This is a genomic window from Frankia sp. EI5c, assembly GCF_001636565.1.
Classification (GTDB): Bacteria; Actinomycetota; Actinomycetes; order Frankiales; family Frankiaceae; genus Parafrankia.
Genome location: NZ_LRTK01000039.1, coordinates 45469 through 63901, shown reverse-complemented (window position 1 = coordinate 63901; position 18433 = coordinate 45469). Strand labels below are relative to the sequence as shown.

The following is an 18433-nucleotide window of genomic DNA, read 5'->3' as shown; positions in this document are numbered from 1 at the left end:
GGCCGCCGGCTACTGGCCGGAGCCCGGTTCGGGCGCGGCTTCCGTCTCGGCGAGGGTGTCCAGGATGCCCTGGCCGTACTTGGCGAGCTTGTTCTCGCCCACACCGCTGACGGTCGCGAGCTCGCTGAGTGACGAGGGCCTACGTAGGGTGATCTCCCGCAGGGTGGCGTCGTGGAAGATCATGTAGGCGGGAATGCCCTGCTCCTTGGCGGTGGCGCCGCGCCAGGCCCGGAGTCGCTCGAACACCGGGACGGCGTGATCGGGCAGCTCCACCGCCACCGCGCGGCGGTTCTTCGGCACCGCGGCGGCCCGGGGCGCGCGCTCCGGCTCCCGGCGCATCGACACGGTCCGATCCCCGCGCAGAACCTCCCCGCTCGCGTCGGTGAGCAGCAGCGTGCCGTGCTCGCCCTCCACCGTCAGCAGCCCCTGCGCGAGCAGTTGGCGGACGGCGCCGCGCCACTCGGCCTCGCTGAGTTCGGCGCCGATCCCGAAGACGGTCAGGGTGTCATGGCCGTGCTGGGTGACCTTGGGAGTGCGCCGGCCCAGGAGAATGTCGATGAGGTGGCCGGCACCGAACTTCTGCCGGCGTTCCCGGTGCAGGCGCAGGACCGCGGAAAGCATCTTCTGGGCGGGAACGGTCGCATCCCATGACTGCTGCGGATGCAGGCAGGTGTCGCAGTTCCCGCACGGGGCAGCGCGCTGCTGCCCGAAATACGACAGCAACCCGACCCGCCGGCACTCGACCGTCTCACACAGGCCGAGCATCGCGTCGAGATGCTGGCCGAGCCGCCGGCGGTGCGCCGCGTCCCCGTCCGAGGTGTCGATGAGCCGCCGCTGCTGGACGACATCCTGCAGGCCGTACGCAAGCCAGGCGGTGGAACGCAGGCCGTCCCGGCCCGCCCGGCCGGTCTCCTGGTAGTAGCCCTCCACCGACTTGGGCAGGTCGAGATGCGCGACGAACCGGACGTCCGGCTTGTCGATCCCCATGCCGAAGGCGATCGTCGCGACCATGACGAGGCCGTCCTCGCGCAGGAACCGAGCCTGGTTCTCGGCGCGGACCCGCGCGTCGAGACCGGCGTGGTAGGGCAGGGCGGCGATCCCGTTGGCGACCAGGAACTCCGCGATCTTCTCGACGGACGACCGCGACAGGCAGTACACGATTCCCGCGTCTCCGGCGTGCTCGGTGCGCAGGAACTCCAGCAGCTGAGCCTTCGGCTCCTTCTTCGGCACCACGCGGTACTGGATGTTCGGGCGGTCGAAGTCCGCGACGAAGTGGCGGGCGTTCTCCAGGCCGAGCCGGGTGGTGATCTCCTCGTGGGTGGCCGGCGTGGCGGTCGCGGTCAGCGCGACGCGCGGCACCTCCGGCCAGCGCTGGCGCAACTCGGACAGCAGCAGGTAGTCAGGCCGGAAGTCGTGGCCCCACTGGGCCACGCAGTGCGCTTCGTCGATCGCGAACAGCGCGATCTCGCCGCGGTCGAGCAGGTCGGCGGTGGCACGCAGCCGAAGCCGCTCCGGGGCCAGGTAGAGCAGGTCGAGCTCACCGGCGACGAACGCGGACTCCATCTCGCGGCGCGCGACGTCGCTCTGGGTGGAGTTGAGGAAGCCGGCCCGGACGCCGAGCGCGCGCAACGCGTCGACCTGGTCCTGCATCAGCGCGATGAGCGGTGAGATGACCACGCCGGTACCGGGGCGACACAGCGCCGGAATCTGGTAACACAGCGATTTGCCGCCACCCGTCGGCATCAGGACCAGCGCGTCTCCGCCGGCGACGACATGCTCGATGATCTGCCGCTGGCCGTCGCGGAAGGACTCGTAGCCGAAGACGCGGCGCAGCACGTCCGCGGCCGCTGGCTGGGGCCGAACCGAGGGCAAGGTCACCTGGCCACTGTAGAAGGCGCTCCCGCGGCGCTGGTCCGCGAGGGCCGCGGCTGTGGACGACGCGATTTCATCCACAGCCACCGCCACCTCGTCGAGCGCTGGGCGGTCCGGGCGGACGGAGCGGTCAGGGTGCCGGGCGGAGCAGCCGCACCTGGCGGCTCGGTGCGTCCGCGGCGATGAACGCGAGCAGCCGAGCCCCCTCGGCCTGGAGCTCCGCGGCCGTGGGTTCCGTGAGCGGGGCGAAGGGCTCGATCTCCAGGACGGCGGCCCCTCGGACCCGCGCGACCTTCCAGACACCCCGGACGAACCCGTCGACGAGCACCGTCGCGGGAATGATCCCGTTGGGACGGAACAGCCGGCGGCGATCAGCCTCGGAGCTCGCCCTGGTGCCGGCCGCGTAGGAGAGGAGCACGTTGTCGTACTCCGGCAGGAACCGGACCGGCACCGGAGTGTCCGGGCCGGGGCGCGGCGCGTCCGGCAGGTCGAACAGTTCGGCGCCGGTCTCGTCCCGCAGGACCAGCAGGCGGGGCCGCAGTCGGTCCACGACCTCACCCAGCCTGGTCAGCCCGGACCACTTCTGGACGTCGGCGACGGTCGCCGGGCCGAAGGCGCGCAGGTAACGGAGGACCATCTCGTCCGGGGCGGTCGCGGTCGCGAGCGGGCGGCCGAGCCAGGCCTGCGTCGTCGTGAGCACAGTCCGCCCGGAGCGCCCCCAGACCGCCCGCGGCGGAAGCTGGACGAGCGGCAGCAGGGCGCGCGCCGCGTTCGCCAGCGGCAGCGGATCGCGGTCACCCCAGCCGGCCGCGCGGCCGTGCTCGGCGAGCAGTCGACCCAGCTCCGCGGCTTCTCCTCCAGCCACGTGCGGGCGAGGTCGGCGAGCACCGTCAGGTCGAGCCCGGCGAGGCCCGCCCCCCACTGGTGGCGCGTCGCCCGCTCCAGCNCCGGCTGCAGGACCGGCCGCAGCGCCAGGGCGTCGGCCGCCGAGACGAGATGGACGGTGCCCCGCATCAGCGCGATCCGTACGACACCGCGGTTGACGAGCAGCTGCCCGAGCTCCTCCGGCCGGAAGCCGTGCAGACGGGTCCACAGGCCCGTGTACGGCGGGAACGGCGCCTGCGCCTGCATTCCGACAAGGTGCTCGACCGCGTCGATCGGACTGAGGCCGGCACGCTCCACCAGCAGCTGCCGCTGGAGCGTGGCGCGGTTGAGCGCCCGCGCGCCCAAAGTGGTCATGAGCGAACCTTAGGGGCGATCGCGGTCAGTTTCCGTCCGCGATCGCGGAGAGCGTTCGGTCTGTGTCACCCCGCGTCCGGGCACTCCTGGCACTCCGGGCCGTCCGGGCCGTCCCGGTCATCCCGCGGTTCCGCGGGGCCCCGGCCGGTGTCGTTCCCGTGGCCTGAGGGGCCGGTGACCGGGTGGGCGGCGACCCACGCGGCGGCGACGGGCGAGAGCTCAGGATGGCTGCTGCCGGGCGGATGCCAGATCAGCCCCCGGCGGGCCAGCGGGCGGGCGGTGATGGTCACGTTCTCGCCGCCGATCGTGTAGAGGTCCGAGCTGCGTCCCCACCGCCACCGGTACTCCACCTGCCCGTCGGCCACCGCTCGCAGGACGCGTGCCTCGTCTGGACTGACCCTGATGTCGACCACCCTCCACTCCCCGCGGTTTCCGCCCGGCTTCGCGCCGACGGACGGGTGCCCCCCGGTAGCGTGGCCGCATGGTCGGCCGCCGAATCGTGCTCGCCTCGGCATCGCCCCGCCGGCACGAGATCCTCTCGCGGGCAGGTGTCGCTTTCACCGTTGTCACCAGCGGCGTCGACGAGACGGTGACCTCCTATGATGACCCCGCCGACTACAGCCTCCAGCTCGCGCACCGCAAGGCGGCGGCCGTCGCGCGCTCCGAGCGGGACGCGCTCGTCATCGGCAGCGACACGATCGTCGAGATCGACGGGCGGATCCTGGGCAAGCCCCGGGACGAGACGGACGCCGCCCGGATGCTGCGTGACCTGCGCGGCCGGACGCATCGGGTGACCACCGGCGTCGTCGTGGTCGACGCCGCGACCGGCCGCACCCGCGGTCATGCCGAGACGACCGCCGTGACCATGCGCGACTTCAGCGACGACGAGCTCGCCGCCTATGTCGCCTCCGGCGAGCCGTTCGACAAGGCCGGCAGCTACGCGATCCAGGGCATCGGCGGGGCGCTGGTCGAGCGCGTCGACGGCCCGTTCGACAACGTCGTCGGGCTGCCGGCGAGCGTCGTCACGAACCTCCTCCGCGCGTTCCGCGACGAGGTCACGACGCCGGGCTGACGGCGGGCTGACGGCGGGCTGACGGCGGGCTGACGGCGCTGACGCCGGGCTCAGGCGGAGGCGCGGATCACCAGCTCGGTGGGCAGTACCACGGCGGTGGGCCCGCCGGGCCCGGCGTCGACGCGCCGCAGCAGCAGGTGCACCATCTCCTCGCCGAGCCGCTCCACCGGCTGGCGGACGGTCGTCAGCGGCGGGTCCGCGTAGGCGGCCGGTGCCGCGTCGTCGAAACCGATCACGGCGACGTCCTCGGGGACCCGCCGCCCGGCGGCGCGCAGCGTGTGCAGCGCGCCGAGGGCCATCAGGTCGGAGGCGGCGAACAGGGCGTCCAGCGTCGGATGTTCGGCGAGCAGGCGGGCGGCCGCCGCCCGGCCACCCGCCTCGGTAAAGTCGCCGGCGGCGATCCGGCCGGCCGAGTCGGGCAGGCCGGCGGCCAGCACGGCGTCGGTGTAGCCACGGAGCCGGTCGACACCGACGCTCATGTCGAGCGGGCCGGCGATGGTCGCCAGCCGGCGCCGCCCGGTCGACAGCAGGCGCTGCACCGCCAGCCGCGCGCCGCCGACGTTGTCGGCGTCGACCGAGTCGAGCGGGTCCCCGGTGAGCAGCCGGCCGGCCATCACCAGCGGGACGCCCGCCTTCGAGACCGAGGTGGCCAGCACGTCGTCGCCGTGCAGCGAGATCAGCAGCACACCGTCGACGTGCCCGTTGGCGACGTAGCGCAGCGCGCGGTCGCGCTGCCGGTCGCCCTGGACCTGCAGCAGCACGAGCTGGAGCTCCGTGAGGCTCAGCGCCCGGTTCACACCCCGCAGCATGCTGGCGAAGAACGGGTCGGCGAACACGGTGTCGGCGCGCTCGTGCATGATCAGCGCGATCGTGTCCGTGCGCCNGGTGACCAGGCTGCGGGCGGCCCGGTTCGGGACGTAGCCCAGGGCGGCGATCGCGGCGTTGACGGCGTCGCGGGCCTCGGGGGAGACCCGCTCGGAACCGTTCACCACCCGCGAGACCGTGGCCCGGGAGACGCCGGCGAGTTCGGCCACGGCTTCCAGCGTCGGTGCCCGCCGCGGCCGCGTCGCCGCGGCCTCGGGGTCCTGGGTCATGGGTTCCCGCTTGCCTCACGGTGCTCGCGGATCAGCCGTGAGTACCACAGTCCGCTGGATTTCGGCGTCCGGGCCAGCGTCTCGAAGTCGACGTGCACGACGCCGAATCTCATCCGGTACCCCTCCGCCCATTCGAAGTTGTCGAGCAGTGACCAGACGAAGTATCCCCGAACATCAACACCGTCCTGAGCCGCCTGCCGGACGACGTCGAGATGGCTGGCCAGATAGCGCAGCCGCTCGGGGTCGTGCACGGTTCCGTCGGGTGCGACGACGTCGTCGTAGGCGGCACCGTTCTCGTGGATGTAGAAGGGAACCCCGGGGTAGTCCGACCCGAGCCGGCGGAGCAGGGCCAGGAAGCTCGCCGGGCGGACCGGCCAGCCCAGCGCGGTCACGTCCTGGGTCGTGACCACCCNGGTGACGTTGTCGGCACCGGCGAACGGAGTCGGTTTCGGTGACGGGTCGGGGCCCGGGGCGACGATGTGCGGGGCGTAGTAGTTCACGCCGATCCAGTCGACCGGGGTGGCGATGACTTCGAGGTCGCCGTCCTGGACGGGGAGCTCCGCGCCGGCCCGGGCGAAGTCGGCGACCACGTCGGACGGGTAGCCGCCGCGCAGGATCGGATCGAGCCAGAGCCGGATCTGCTGCCCGTCGACGAGCCGGACCGCCTCGGCGGCGCCGCTGCCGTCGCCGCCGGCTGAGTCGTCGAGGCCGGCTGGGCCGCCGAGGCCGGGGGGCGGCTCCGCGGGAATCAGGTTGAGGGTCACGCCGACCTCGCCCGCGCCGCGGGAGCGCAGCATCGCCGCGCCCAGCCCGTGGGCCAGCAGCAGGTGGTGCGTCGCGCGGACGGCCGCGGTGGCGTCCCGCACGCCCGGGGCGTGCCGGCCGGTGAGGTGGCCCTCGAACGCCGAGCACCACGGCTCGTTCAGCGTCGACCAGTGCCGGACCCGGTCACCCAGCGCGGTCACCACATGCTCCGCATAGTCGACGAAGCGCAGGGCGGTGTCCCGGTTGGGCCAGCCGCCGGCGTCCTGCAGCGGCTGCGGGAGATCCCAGTGGTAAAGCGTCACCCACGGGTCGATGCCCGCGGCCAGCAGTTCGTCGACGAGCCGGTCATAGAAGGCCAGGCCGCGCGGGTTGACCGGGCCCGAGCCGTCCGGGACGACCCGTGGCCACGCGACGGAGAACCGGTACGCGGCCAGGCCGAGACCGTCGGCCATGAGCGCGACGTCCTCGCGGTAGCGGTGGTAGTGGTCGGTGGCGAGGTCGCCGTTCTCGCCGTTCGCGGTCTTTCCGGGGGTGCGGGCGAAGACGTCCCAGATCGACGGGCCGCGGCCGTCCTCGTCGAATGCGCCCTCGATCTGGTAGGAGGCGGTGGCAGCGCCCCAGACGAAATCCGCCGGGAGCCCGCGGGCGATCTGTGGCAGAAGCCGGTGGGCGGCCGCCGTCGCCTCGTCGGCCGTCGTCGTAGCGGGGGAGTGGGTCAACCTTTCACCGCGCCTTCCATGATGCCGCCGATGATCTGGCGGCCGAACAGGGCGAATACGACCAGGACGGGAAGCGTTCCGAGGGCGGTGCCGGCGAGGACCAGGGTGTTGTCCCGGTAGTGGCCGGAGGCCAGCGTGCTGAGCGCGACCTGGACGGTGGGATTCTCGGAGTTGAGGACGATCAGCGGCCACATGAAGTCGTTCCACGCCTGCATGAAGGTGAGCAGACCGAGCACCGCCAGCGCTGGCCGCAGCGCCGGCAGGGTGACGTGCCAGTACAGCCGCAGGGTTCCGCAGCCGTCCATCCGGCCGGCTTCCAGCAGCTCGTCCGGGACGGCCTGCAGGATGCTCTGCCGCATGAACACGACCCCGAACGCGGTCACCGCGGTGGGCAGGACGACCGCGATCAGCCGGTTTCCCCAGCCCAGCTCCTGCATCTCGATGTAGAGCGGGATGATGCCGAGCTGGATCGGCACCATCATGGTCGCGATCACCATGAGCAACAGGATGTTCCGGCCACGGAAGTCCAGCTTGGCGAACGCGAAGCCGGCCAGTGAGCAGAACAGAAGTGTGCTGAGGGTGATCGACCCGGCGACGAGGAAGGAGTTCAGCAGCGCCTTGCCGAAGTTGACCGTGTCGAACACCCGGGAGGCGTTGGAGAAGAAGTGCCCGCCGGGCAGGAACGGCGGGGGCAGCTGCCCGACCGCGTCGTTCGTCCGCGACGGGATCATGAACGTCCAGTAGACCGGGAACGCGGAGAGGAACACGACGACGAGCAGGAGCGGGTAGCGCAGCGGGCCGGAACGCCCGCCGGTGCCGCCGGTGCCGTCAGTGCCGCGGATACCGCGGATACCGCGGATACCGCGGATACCGCGGGTGGCAGCGCTCACCGCGAACCTCCAATGACTCGGGACGTGCCGCGGGTGACGAAGTAGGCGACCGTGGCCAGGGCGACCGTTACCAGGAACATCACCCAGGCGATGGCGGAGCCGTAGCCGAAGTTGTGCAGCCGGAAGCTCTCCTCGTAGAGCAGCAGCGCCAGCGTCTGGAACTGGCGGCTGTTGCCGCCGGACACGCTGCCCGGCGAGTTGTCGAACAGCAGCGGCTCGGTGAACAGCTGCATCTGGCCGATCACGGAGATGAGCGCGGTGAAGACGATGGTCGGGCGCAGCGCCGGCAGGGTTATGTGCCAGAGCTGGCGCCAGGTTCCCGCGCCGTCCATGGCGGCGGCCTCGAAATGCTCCCGCGGGATCGCCTGCATGGCGCCGAGATAGATCAGCGCGTTGTAACCGGTCCACCGCCAGATGACCATAGCGGCGATTGCGATCTTGGACGTCCATTCGCCGGCCTGCCAGTTGACCGGATCCAGGCCGATCGTGTCGAGCGACCAGTTGATCAGGCCGAACTGGCGGCCGAAGATCTGGCTGAAGACGATGGTCACCGCGACGATGGAAGTGATGTTGGGTAGCAGCACACCCATCCGGAACAGGGTCCGCCCGCGTAGCCGCGCGTTCAGTGTGTGCGCGAGGANCAGCGCGAACACGAGCTGGGGGAGAGTGGACAGCGCCATCAGCAGAAACGTGTTGCCGACGGCGTTCCAGAAGTAGTCGTCAGCCAGCAGATCGGTGTAGTTGCGTAATCCGACGAACTTCTCGGCGCCGGGGTGGAGCATGTCCCGATCGGTGAGCGAGATCCAGGCGGTGTACAGCATCGGGAACAGCCCGAAGGCCGTGAAGATGACGAAGAACGGGGCGACGAGCCAGTAGGGGACCGTCGCGCGGCCGAACCGGCGCAGTGCGGTGCGCCGGTTCGGCTCCCGCCTGGGTGTGTCCCGGCTGGCAGGCGCGGTGTCCGCCGGGGGTGCCGGGGTTGCGAGCGTCATCGCCGGTTCTCTCCTTCCACCCGGTCGGACCTGTGAACGTCGGTTTCTGGTTGGCCCGCGGGCGGATGAGCCGCGGGCAGTTGGGGCAGTTGGGGCAGTTGGGGCCGGTGTGGCAGGTGTGGCCGGTGTGGCCGGGGGCTCGTCGTCCCGTCCGGTCGGGCGCCGGACGGGACGACGAGCCACGCCCGCGGGCCTAGCGGGCGGCTCGCTCCGCCTCCGCGACCGCCTCGCTGAAGGCGTCGCCCGGATCCTGGCCCTCCTGCTCGATGCGCTGGATGCCGTGTTCCATCGCCTGGCGGATGGCTCCGTGCTTCGCGCCCTGGTACTGCGGCGTCAGCGAGATCGCGGACTCACCGAAGATCTTTCCGGTGGCCGCGTCGCTGAAGAACGGGTTCGTGTAGGTCTGGACCGCCGGATCGTTGATCGCCTCGGTGCTGGACGGGAAGTTGCCGGTCTCCTTGAAGATCCGGGTCTGCTGCTCCGGCGCGGTCAGGAAGGAGACCAGTTCGTAGGCCAGCTCCTGGTGCTTGCTCTGCGCCGGAATCGTCAGCCAGGAGCCGCCCCAGTTGCCGCTCCCGCCCGGAATCGAGGCGATGTTCCACTTGCCGGCGGTGTCCGGGGCGTTCTCCTTGATGTAGCCCTGCATCCAGGCCGGGCAGGTGATCGTCGCGAAGGTGCCCTCCTTCATCGCGGTGACCCACTCGTCCTCGAACGAGACCAGCCCGGCGGACTGGCCGTCCGCGACGGCCTCGGCGGTCGCGTCGAAGGCGGCCCGCACCTTCGGGTTGGACCCGACGATCACGTCGTTCGTCCCGGTGGCGTAGTAGCTCTCCCCGAGCTGGAAGACCTGCGCGTTGTAGATGTTCGTCCCGGCGTCGAAGAACTTGACCCCGGTGTTCTTCGCCGTGAAGTCACGCCCGGTCTTGAAGTAGGCATCCCAGGTGGGCCACAGCGCGCTGACCGCCGACGGGTCGGTGGGCAGGCCGGCCGCGGCCAGCAGGTCGGTGCGGTAGCACATGGCCAGGCCGCCGACGTCGGTACCCAGCCCGATCTGCGTCTTCTCGTCGGCGGACAGCGACGACGCCCACTTGAACTCGGGGTAGTCCGATTCCCGCTCACCCGCGCCGAGGTCGAGGAGGTTGACGAACTGCTCTGGCGCGGCCTTCAGCTGCGCGATGAAACCTTCGTCGACCGCCTCGACGTCGGCGGCGCCGGAACCCGCCGCCAGGTGGTTGACCAGGTTGTTGTGATGGTCGTTGTACTCGCTGACCGTCTCGACGATCTCGACGTCGGGATGGCTTGCCTCGAACTCCTTGTACAGCTCGGTGTACCCGAAGACGCCGAACGTGTTGATGGTGAGTTTGGTCTTCCCTCCGTCGCCGCCGCAGGCGCTCGTAAGTAAGGCCATGGCCAGGACGGCGGTCCCAGCCATGGCCGNGTGGCGGCCTCGCCGTGCCCTCATGAAGCCCTCCCTCTGGCTTCACGCCCACCGCACTGATCGCATGTGAGCGCTCTCATGGCTTCGAAACTGTGAAGCCCGGTTACGTCCGTGTCAAGTAGTTGTCACCAGCGACCATCGACAATTCATTCGGTAGTTAATTGATTACCAGGAGCGGTCGACGGTCTTCGGTGACGAACCTCTGGACGAGCCTCGCCGGGCGTGCGAACCTGACCTCACGGTGCGTCCACGAGGACGTCGGAAACTCCCTCTTCCGCCCGTCCGCCGCAGTGGTCACGCGCCGCGTTGTCGAGTGCCGCAGGTAGTGCCGTATGGCGATCGGGCGTGCCCCGCTGTGCCGTGCGCTGTCATCGGTGAGCCGCACCGGCGGCCCACCTGCCGCGGGTGCCGCGGCCCGGGTCCGCACCCGCGGTCGCCCAGGGGAAGAGGGAGCCCATGTCCACGATCGAGTTGCGTGACGTCACCCTGACCTACACCGACCGGCCGACGCTGGAATCGCTCGACCTCAGGGTCGAGGACGGCGAGTTCCTGGTCCTCATCGGCCCCTCCGGCAGCGGCAAGACGACCGCGCTGCGCATCGTCGCCGGCCTGCTCGCGCCGACCGCGGGCCAGGTCCTGGTCGGCGGCCGGGACGTCACCAGGGTCCCCCCGGCGGACCGTGACCTCGCGATGGTCTTCCAGAACTACGCCCTGTACCCGCACATGACCGTGCGCCGCAACATGGAGTTCGGCCTGCGGCTGGCCCGGGTCGACCGGGCCGAGCGCGACCGGCGGGTGGCCGCCGCGGCCGAGATCCTCGGGCTCGCCGAGCTGCTCGACCGGCGGCCGAAGGCACTCTCCGGCGGCCAGCGGCAGCGCGTCGCGATGGGCCGCGCGATCGTCCGCCAGCCCCGCGCGTTTCTGATGGACGAGCCGCTGTCGAACCTCGACGCCAAGCTCCGGGTGCGCGTCCGCGCCGAGATCGCCCGCCTCCAGCGCACGCTGGGCACCACGACGCTCTACGTCACGCACGACCAGACCGAGGCGATGACGATGGCCGACCGCATCGCGGTGCTGCATGACGGGCGCCTGCAACAGCTCGGCACCCCCGACGAGTTGTTCAGCCATCCGGCGAACACCTTCGTCGCGACGTTCATCGGCAGCCCGCCGGCGAACCTCGTCCCGGGGCACCTGGAACTGGTGGGTGACACCGCTGCCCTGCGGGTCGGTGGGCAGACCCTCGACCTTCCCGCAGCGGTACGTACCGGACTGGTCGCACCGGCCGGAGCCGAGGTCACCGTCGGCATCCGGCCGCACGACGTCCAGACCGAGCCGCCCGCCGGCCCGGCCCTGACCCTCGATGTCGAGGTGGATCTGGTCGAGCGGCTCGGCACCGAGACCCTCGCCCACGGCGAGCTGCCGGTGGGCCCCGCCACCGTGCCCGACACCTGCCGCTTCACCGCGGCGCTGAACCCGCGGACGCCGGTCACCGGTGGCGGCCGGCTCCGGCTCCACGCCGCGGCCGACCGGCTCCACCTGTTCGACGCAGCCACCGGCACGACCCTGCGCCGGACCTCCTCGACCGGCTCGCCACTGGTGCCCGCCTGACCCGCGGCTTCCCGTCTGGTTCGCGGCTTCCCGTCTGGCCCGCGGCCGCTCGCCTTGCCCTGGGCGCCGCGTCAGCTTCTGGTGATCGAGGCGAGCCAGGAGGGAATGCCCTCGGTGAAGATCGTGACCTCCAGGGTGGCCGGTTCGACGGCGTCCACCCGCCAGCCGTCGGCGAAGCTGGCCCTGATCTCGGCCTCGCTCACCCGCCGCGGCCCGATGTCCCCCGGGACGGTCTCGTTGAAGCAGAGCATGAAGTAGCGGCCGCCGGCGGGGACCACGCCGCCCAACGACCGGATGAAGGCGGCCCGGTCCTCGTCGGTCAGGACGTGGAACAGGCCGCAGTCGAGCACCGTGTCGAACGACTGGCCCAGGCCGGCGAGGTCCAGGACGTTCCTGACCTCGAATCGGGCGGTGAGGCATCGCTCGGCCGCCTTGGCGGCGGCGCGCTCGATCGCGGTGGCGGAGGTGTCGACACCGAGCGCTTCGAGGCCGTGGGCGGCTGCCAGCAGCGCGTGCTCGCCGGTGCCGCAGCCCACGTCCAGCACCCGGCCGCGCAGGAGGCCGGCGTCCGCGAGGGTGACGAAGGCGGTCTGTGGCCGGCCGATGTCCCATGGCGGAGTGCTCTCGTAGAAGCGCTCGAAGTCGACGGGGTGACGCGGCCCGAGCGGTGGCGGCTGGGATCCGCCTGAGCCTTCGAGGATGCTCATCCCTCGCTGCCTCCTTCGCGTGGCGCGGCTACGTCATCCGTGATCTGATCGTTACGTTGGGTGTCGGGACTGTCGAGGCTACGCGCCCGCGGCCCGCCGACCCGGCCGCCTGGCCGTTTCGTGGCATTGGTCGGGCCGGTACCCACCGGTCTGACCTCAGGTGCCACCCGGTCCGGCGGAGGATGTGCTGAGCTGGGCCAGCACGACCTCGGCCTGGTTCCGCCCGTTCCGTTTCGCGCGGTACAGGGCGGCATCGGCGCGTTCGACGAACTCCGCCAGTTCTTCCTCGGCAGTGGGCACGGTCACCGCCGCTCCGATACTCACGGTGACGACGCGGCGAGGCGTCGCCGGGTGGGGCTCACCGAGTGCCTCGACGGACGCGCACAGGCGCTCCGCCAGCCGGGTGGCGGTGGGTGCGTCGGTGCCCGGCATGACGACGGCGAACTCCTCGCCGCCGTACCTGGCTGCCAGCAGTGGGCCTTCCAGGTTCTCGGCGAGGCAGTGGGCGACCAGCTGCAGGCAGCGGTCACCGGCGCTGTGCCCGAAGCAGTCGTTGTAGAGCTTGAAGTAGTCGATGTCGACCATCGCGAGGGCGATCGGCGTGCGGTGGCGCCGCGCCCGGCGCCAGCCGAGGTCGAGGATCTCGTCGAGTCGGCGCCGGTTCGCCAGGCCCGTCAGCGGATCCGTCACCGAGAGCTGCCGCAGTCGCCGGTTCGCGGCCGCCAGCTGCCNGGTGCGCTCGGTCACCTTGCGCTCCAGCGACGTGTACATCAGAGCGTTGTCGAGGGAGACCGCCAACTGGCTGGCGACGAGCATGATCCCCTCCAGCCGGTCCGTCGAGAACGCGTGGTGGATCATCCGGTTCTCCAGCAGCAGCATCGCGCGCAGCCGACCGTGGATCAGAATGGGGACGGCGAGCAGCGAGCAGCGGTCGTGCCGGCAGAGCGAGGGATCCCGGCGGAACCGGTCGTCGGTCGCCGCGTCGGCGACGACCACGGGCTCCCTCGTCCGCTCGGCGTACCAGACGATCGACGGCGGCAGGATGCCCCGGTGGCCGGCCTCCCGCAGGGAGATGGAGTGGCCGGCGCCGGTCGACACCGTCCAGGCCGCCCGCTCCTCATCCCGCAGCAGCAGGTGGACGTCGGTCGCCCCGGTCATCTCGGAGAGCACTCCGACGACCTTGGCGCGCAGGCCTTCCACGCTGGTCTCCGAGCTGAGCGCTCGGGAGGCGGCCACGATGCCGCGCAGGTCGATCACCCCTGTCGTGACGACCGAGCGGCCGGCGGACCGCTGCGCCGGTCGCCGCACCATCAGCTCCTCGGCGGCGGGCAGGGTCCGCAGGCCCGGGTTGCCCCAGTCGACGAGGCCGACCTTCGCGGTCGCGCCCCAGTCCGCGTAGACCCGCCTGGTCCCGATCAGGAGCAGCTGCCCGGCCATCTGTATCCCGTGGGCCAGGTAGAAGCGGGCCTCCTCCTCCAGGATCAGAGCCAGGTGCCAGGGCCGCGTGCGGGCGACCGCCTCCCGGTGCGCCGCGTCGAACATGTACGACGCCCGCTGGAAGTCGTTGGCGACCCAGGCCCGCTCCGCCTGCGCCAGGCACAGCACGTGCAGGAAGTTGGCCGGTGCGTCGGCGGTGCGGGCGGCGAGCCAGTCGATCGTCTCGTCCAGTTCCGCCAGAGCCGCCAGGCGGTCCACCTCGGGTGCCCCGGCGGCCTGGTCCGGGAGGCCGGAGCGGATTCGCCGCGCCAGGGCCACCACCCGCAGCAGCCGGGCCGGCAGGGTCACGTAGTTCTCCGTGACCAGGGGCAGCAGCGGCCGCACGGCTGTCAGGTGCCGGTCCAGTTCGTCCTGGCAGTCGAAGACGGCGGCGGCGAGCGCCCGGGTGATGTGGAAGTCCACGGCGGCGACCGGGTTGTCCGCCAGCAGTGACAGTTCGGCGGCCTCGTCGGCGCCGGCACCGTCACCCGCGGCCTCGCCGCACAGCGCCGACACGAGACGCCGGAACGTCCGGGCGGACTCCTCGACGTGCTGGTTGCCGGTGCGCGCCGCGAGTTCCGTCGCCGTGTCGGCCTCGGCGGCCAGCAGATCAAGCGAGGGCGCGCAGTCCAGCAGGTTGACCAGCACACAGCGGTGGGCCCAGCAGGCGCTCTGGAGATCGCCGGCGTTCAGAAGCTCCTCCGCGGCCCGGCGGGCGGCGGTCAGGTTCTCCTCCAGCGGGTCGAACCAGTGCCCGCAGGTGATCGCGTAGAGATGCTCGGCCTGCCAGATCTCGGGTTCGTAGTCGCGGGCCCGGCCCACGGCGAGCAGCCGGCGCAGCACGCGCTGCCCGGTCCGGTAGTCGCCGCGGTGGCTCACCGTCACCGTCTCGATGTGGCTGGCCGGGGCGATCAGGGCCTGGGCCGGGCCCTTCCGGGCCCAGACGTCCAGTGTGCTGACGGTCAACCAGGCGAGCAGCGCCTGGTCGCTGAGGTAGGCCGCGGGCAGGATCCGGTCGACCAGACTGGCGGCGCTCAGGCACACCTCGTCGGTGAGATCAGGACGACCCAGGTCATCCGCCTCGTCAGTCCGCTCGAGCCAGCGGTGGAGGTCGTCCAGCCGGCGGTCGGTCGCCGCCGCCAGCTCCGCGGGCTCCGGGACATGTATGCCCAGGCGCCGGACCAGCTCCAGGCCGAGGCGGGTCGCCTCCGCCGTGCGCCCGCGGATGGTGAGGCTGCCCAGCTGCAGCACGGTGGGCGGGGTACACCGGACCGGGTCGTCGCAGCGCCGGACAACCTCCTCGTAGGCCGCGTCGGCCTCCTCCAGCCGGCCCAGGTTGTAGAGGGCCGCGTGCCGATCGAGGTGGACCGCCAGCAGTGTCTCGGTATCCCGCGGATCGACGAGCGTCGCCGCCGCGGTCGCGAACCTCAGCACCTGGCCGTGGTTCGCCACCACCTTCGCCTCCCGGCTCGCCTGCCGCAGCAGCGCGCACACGGTCCGCCGTTCCGCCGCCTCGTGCACGGCGCCGAGGACCGGCAGGTACTGCTCCGCGGCGGCGGCGATGTGGCTGGGATGCGCGGCCAGGTTGCGCGCCAGCCGCAGCCGCGTGGCGTCGCGCACCGATTCGCTCAGACCCCCCAGCAGCGCTTCCCGCAGCCGGTCATGCCGGAAGCGGACGGATCGCCCTCCGCCCGACTCGGTCTCCGGTACCAGCACCCCCGCCGTGATCGCCGGGGCGAGCCGCCGATGGACCTCGTCCACCGGGAGGTCCGCCGCGGCGACGAGGAGGCCCAGCTCGACCCGGCTGGCGAGACATGCGATGCAGGCGAGCAGATCCGCGGCGGCGGTGGGCAGCGCGGCCACCCGGGCCGCCAGCAGATCGCCGCGACCGATCTGCTCGAGCCGCCGGCCCAGCGCGGCGGCGTCCCAGCGCCAGCCGCCGTCATCCGGGCACAGGAGATCTTCGTTCCGCAGCGTGTTGAGCAGCTCGACGGTGTCATGCGGGTTGCCGCGAGCGGCTGGGGCCAGGGCGCGCGCGAGCTCGTGCGCCGGTGGTTGCGGGATGCGCAGGAGATCCGCCACCAGAGCCGTCTGGGCCGGCGGCGGAAGGTTCTCCACCGGCAGGTGCAGGGGCCCGTCGGGTCGGCGGAGCCAGCGGTCGAGCGGCTCCGCCAGCGGAGCGGCCGGGTCCACCTCGCTGTCCCGGTAGGCGCCGATCAGCAGCAGGCCGGTCAGCTCCGCGTCACCGCCGAAGATCTGGTCGAGAATGGCCAGCGGAGTCCGCGCCGCCCACTGGATGTCGTCCACGAAGCAGACCACCGGCCGCTTCGCGGCGGCCACGACGCGCAGGAACTCGACCCCGGCGTGCGCCGCCCGGGCCCTGGCGGTCATCAGATCACCCGCGGCCGGCGGGACGCCGAGCAGGAGCGCCAGCTCGGGCACCGCCGCGGCGGCGAGGCCGGTGCTGGGGCCGAGCCGGCGGCGCAGCAGTTCCCGCAGCCCCGCCAGGCGCTCCTCGGGCTCGGCGAGCAGCAGCCGCCCGAGCGCGCGATGCGCCTGCAGCAGACCGTTGTGGGTCTGGTCGCGGCGGTACTGGTCGAACTTGCCGGCCACGAACCAGCCGTCCCCGCCGGCGGTGATCGAGCGCAGTTCCTCGACCAGAAAGGTCTTGCCGACGCCGGGCTCACCGCTGACGAGCACCGAACGCGCGCCGCCGTCGGCGACCGCGCGGAAGGCCGCCCTCAGCTCGCCGAGCTCCCGGTCGCGGCCGACGAGCCGGGAGGAGGCGAACGGGCGGGCGCGGCGGTCCCGGACGCCGGGGCGCGCCGGGGGCGTGCCGGCGCGCACCAGCGCCAGATCGTGCGCGAGACCCTCGGCGCTCTGGTAACGGTCGTCGGGCTCCTTCTCCAGCAGGTGCGCGATGACGGCGGCCAGCCCGCGGGGCACCGCAGGGTTCAGCTCCGACACCGGAACCGGCACCCGCGCGAGATGGTCATGGATGATCCGAAGCGGGTCGTCCGCGCCGAACGGCGCCGTTCCCGTCGCGAGCTCGTACAGGGTCGCGCCGACGGCGTACAGGTCGGCGCGCTGGTCGACCGGCCGGCTGGTCCGCCCGGTCTGCTCCGGGGCCAGGTAGGGCACCGTGCCGACGATCGCCGCGTGGTGGGTGAACTCGCCCCGGACCATCGGCAGCGTCGTGGCGAGCGCGAAATCGATCAGATGCAGCCGCCCTCCGTCCGGGGTGGCCACGATGTTGGCCGGGCTGATGTCGCGGTGCACCACACCGCGCTCGTGCATGCCGGCGACTGCCCGGGCCAGCGTCTCGGCGATCAGGACCAGCCGGTCGGGGCCCAGCGGCGTGCCCCACAGGGACAGCGCGCTGCCGCCGATGTCCGCCAGCAACAGCGAGTCCGGGAAGGCGGCGGTCGCCGTCACGAGCTGCGCCACCCCGTCGACGCCGGTCAGTCGTTCGAGGATCTCAAGCTCGTGTTGCAGACGCCGCTTCGCACCCCGGCCCAGAGTCTGCTTGCGGATGACCGGGCCGGTGGCGAGCCACACCCGGGTGACCCGGGTGCGCTGGCTCTCGGCGAGCACCGTGGAGTGGTTGAACTCCTCCGGAGGGGGCGACGCTTCCGGAGCGGCCGGCGCTTCCGGCGCTTCCGGGGCGGCCGGCGCCTCCGGCGTGAACTCCGGCGGCGGATCGCGGCCCGGCCTCATGCGACCGGCCGCCGCCGGCGGGCGTTCGCCGCGGCTCTCCTCACCGACCCGTCTCTGCCCACCACGAGAGTCTGCCCCCGAACGCGCCCTCGGCACCGGGGCACCCAACGCTATGGGAGAGGCTGCCGCATACGTCCGAAGAATCGCCCCAAGCCGGTGCGTGGGGCACCGGCGGCGTCAGTCGCCGGGCTCGAGCACCGAGATGTAGGTGCCCGGGTGGGTGGCGCCGTCCTGGCGCAGCAACGCCCCGCGCGTCCACGGGACCTGCAGGCTGGTCCGCTCGTCGGGCGGGGTCAGCACGAGGGTGACCGGGGCGAGGATCTCGCTGCCACCGCTGTCCGGGCCGCTCGGCGCGGGCAGGTAGGTCAGTGTCGCGTGCGCGCCCGCGCCGGGGGCCAGCACGATCCTGGTGGCCTCGACCAGCGGGGACCGGACGAGATCCCAGGTCTCCCCGGTGGACGTCCGCAGCTGCGCGCCCGGGAATCCGTACACGGTGCAGTCGGACGACGACTCGTTCCGGAAGCGCACGTGAACCTTCTGTTGCTCGGCGCGGGTTCCGTTTCCACCCGAGGTGGCCGCGGGCAGCGAGGCGGCGAGGTCCGCAGTCGCGCACCGTCGTGTGCCGGCGGCGGGCTGCCCGGTGGTCGACCCGGCGGACTGGGTGACCGGACCCGCCGAGGCGGCGGAGTCCGTCGCCGGTGCCGCGGAGCCGTCGGTGCAGGCCGGCAGGGCCATGAACGCGACGAGCACGGCGAGGAGACGGATCGGTCGTCCCCGCCGGCCGGACCGACCACCGGACCGTGGCCGGAGGGGTGACGAACCTGATCGCAGACGCACGGTTGAC

General features: G+C 72.2%; 12 protein-coding genes and 6 pseudogenes. 2 read left to right on the top strand and 16 right to left on the bottom strand.

Annotated elements, in window-relative coordinates:
* Positions 1-9: 9 nt before the first annotated feature.
* From recQ to UG55_RS18430, 4 genes and pseudogenes are all read right to left on the bottom strand, one after another.
* Complete coding sequence (gene recQ / locus UG55_RS18440; RefSeq protein WP_066070726.1) at positions 10-1878, bottom strand: DNA helicase RecQ; 1869 nt, start codon at positions 1876-1878, stop codon at positions 10-12.
* Between the two features lie 124 nt (positions 1879-2002).
* Positions 2003-2818: pseudogene (locus UG55_RS38645) on the bottom strand (winged helix DNA-binding domain-containing protein); the annotation flags it as partial.
* Position 2819: 1 nt separating this feature from the next.
* A partial coding sequence (locus tag UG55_RS47615; RefSeq protein WP_396230948.1) for a DNA glycosylase AlkZ-like family protein occupies positions 2820-3111 on the bottom strand: 292 nt, incomplete at its 3' end.
* A 65-nt stretch (positions 3112-3176) separates the two neighbouring features.
* The gene (locus UG55_RS18430) at positions 3177-3524 is read right to left on the bottom strand and encodes a hypothetical protein (protein WP_242424720.1); all 348 of its coding nucleotides are present in this window, start codon (positions 3522-3524) and stop codon (positions 3177-3179) included.
* Between the two features lie 68 nt (positions 3525-3592).
* Between UG55_RS18430 and UG55_RS18425 the strand changes: the two genes are divergently transcribed.
* On the top strand, positions 3593-4183 hold the full coding sequence (locus UG55_RS18425; RefSeq protein WP_066070652.1) for a nucleoside triphosphate pyrophosphatase: 591 nt from the start codon (positions 3593-3595) through the stop codon (positions 4181-4183).
* A gap of 50 nt (positions 4184-4233) precedes the next feature.
* Here the strand turns inward: UG55_RS18425 and UG55_RS18420 are convergent.
* The 8 genes and pseudogenes from UG55_RS18420 to UG55_RS18400 all read right to left on the bottom strand — a co-directional run.
* Positions 4234-5066: pseudogene (locus UG55_RS18420) on the bottom strand (LacI family DNA-binding transcriptional regulator); the annotation flags it as partial.
* Between the two features lies 1 nt (position 5067).
* The coding region (locus UG55_RS38640) for a LacI family DNA-binding transcriptional regulator (RefSeq protein ID WP_242424719.1) at positions 5068-5277 on the bottom strand (210 nt) is incomplete at its 3' end.
* Positions 5274-5689, bottom strand: a pseudogene (locus tag UG55_RS38635) (family 1 glycosylhydrolase); the annotation flags it as partial. The pseudogene UG55_RS38635 and the gene UG55_RS38640, both read right to left, overlap by 4 nt.
* A gap of 1 nt (position 5690) precedes the next feature.
* Positions 5691-6761: glycoside hydrolase family 1 protein (locus UG55_RS18415; RefSeq protein WP_396230947.1), on the bottom strand; the 1071-nt coding region annotated here is incomplete at its 3' end.
* Positions 6758-7612, bottom strand: a complete 855-nt coding sequence (locus UG55_RS18410; protein ID WP_396230951.1) for a carbohydrate ABC transporter permease — start codon at positions 7610-7612, stop codon at positions 6758-6760. The genes UG55_RS18410 and UG55_RS18415, both read right to left, overlap by 4 nt.
* A 35-nt stretch (positions 7613-7647) precedes the next feature.
* Positions 7648-8291, bottom strand: a pseudogene (locus UG55_RS38630) (carbohydrate ABC transporter permease); the annotation flags it as partial.
* A 1-nt stretch (position 8292) separates the two neighbouring features.
* A partial coding sequence (locus UG55_RS38625) for a carbohydrate ABC transporter permease (RefSeq protein ID WP_396230946.1) occupies positions 8293-8643 on the bottom strand: 351 nt, incomplete at its 3' end.
* Between the two features lie 193 nt (positions 8644-8836).
* Positions 8837-10080, bottom strand: a pseudogene (locus UG55_RS18400) (extracellular solute-binding protein); the annotation flags it as partial.
* Between the two features lie 457 nt (positions 10081-10537).
* On the opposite strand from UG55_RS18400, the gene UG55_RS18390 reads away from it, so the two are divergent.
* On the top strand, positions 10538-11689 hold the full coding sequence (locus UG55_RS18390) for an ABC transporter ATP-binding protein (protein WP_066070633.1): 1152 nt from the start codon (positions 10538-10540) through the stop codon (positions 11687-11689).
* A gap of 71 nt (positions 11690-11760) precedes the next feature.
* Here UG55_RS18390 and UG55_RS18385 read toward each other — a convergent pair whose 3' ends face one another.
* From UG55_RS18385 to UG55_RS18375, 4 genes and pseudogenes are all read right to left on the bottom strand, one after another.
* On the bottom strand, positions 11761-12396 hold the full coding sequence (locus UG55_RS18385) for a bifunctional 2-polyprenyl-6-hydroxyphenol methylase/3-demethylubiquinol 3-O-methyltransferase UbiG (protein ID WP_066070630.1): 636 nt from the start codon (positions 12394-12396) through the stop codon (positions 11761-11763).
* Positions 12397-12552: 156 nt separating this feature from the next.
* Positions 12553-13127 (bottom strand): annotated as a pseudogene (locus tag UG55_RS38620) (GGDEF domain-containing protein); the annotation flags it as partial.
* Between the two features lies 1 nt (position 13128).
* A partial coding sequence (locus tag UG55_RS18380) for an AAA family ATPase (protein ID WP_242424718.1) occupies positions 13129-17589 on the bottom strand: 4461 nt, incomplete at its 3' end.
* A gap of 177 nt (positions 17590-17766) precedes the next feature.
* The gene (locus tag UG55_RS18375; protein WP_242424717.1) at positions 17767-18339 is read right to left on the bottom strand and encodes a DUF4232 domain-containing protein; all 573 of its coding nucleotides are present in this window, start codon (positions 18337-18339) and stop codon (positions 17767-17769) included.
* Positions 18340-18433 lie beyond the last annotated feature (94 nt).

Excerpts from the sequence above, each read along its gene's own strand:
- UG55_RS18425 (WP_066070652.1), top strand. The coding sequence starts at position 3,593 with ATGGTCGGCCGCCGAATCGTGCTCGCCTCGGCATCGCCCCGCCGGCAC.
- UG55_RS18390 (WP_066070633.1), top strand. The coding sequence starts at position 10,538 with ATGTCCACGATCGAGTTGCGTGACGTCACCCTGACCTACACCGACCGG.
- UG55_RS18385 (WP_066070630.1), bottom strand. The coding sequence starts at position 12,396 with ATGAGCATCCTCGAAGGCTCAGGCGGATCCCAGCCGCCACCGCTCGGG.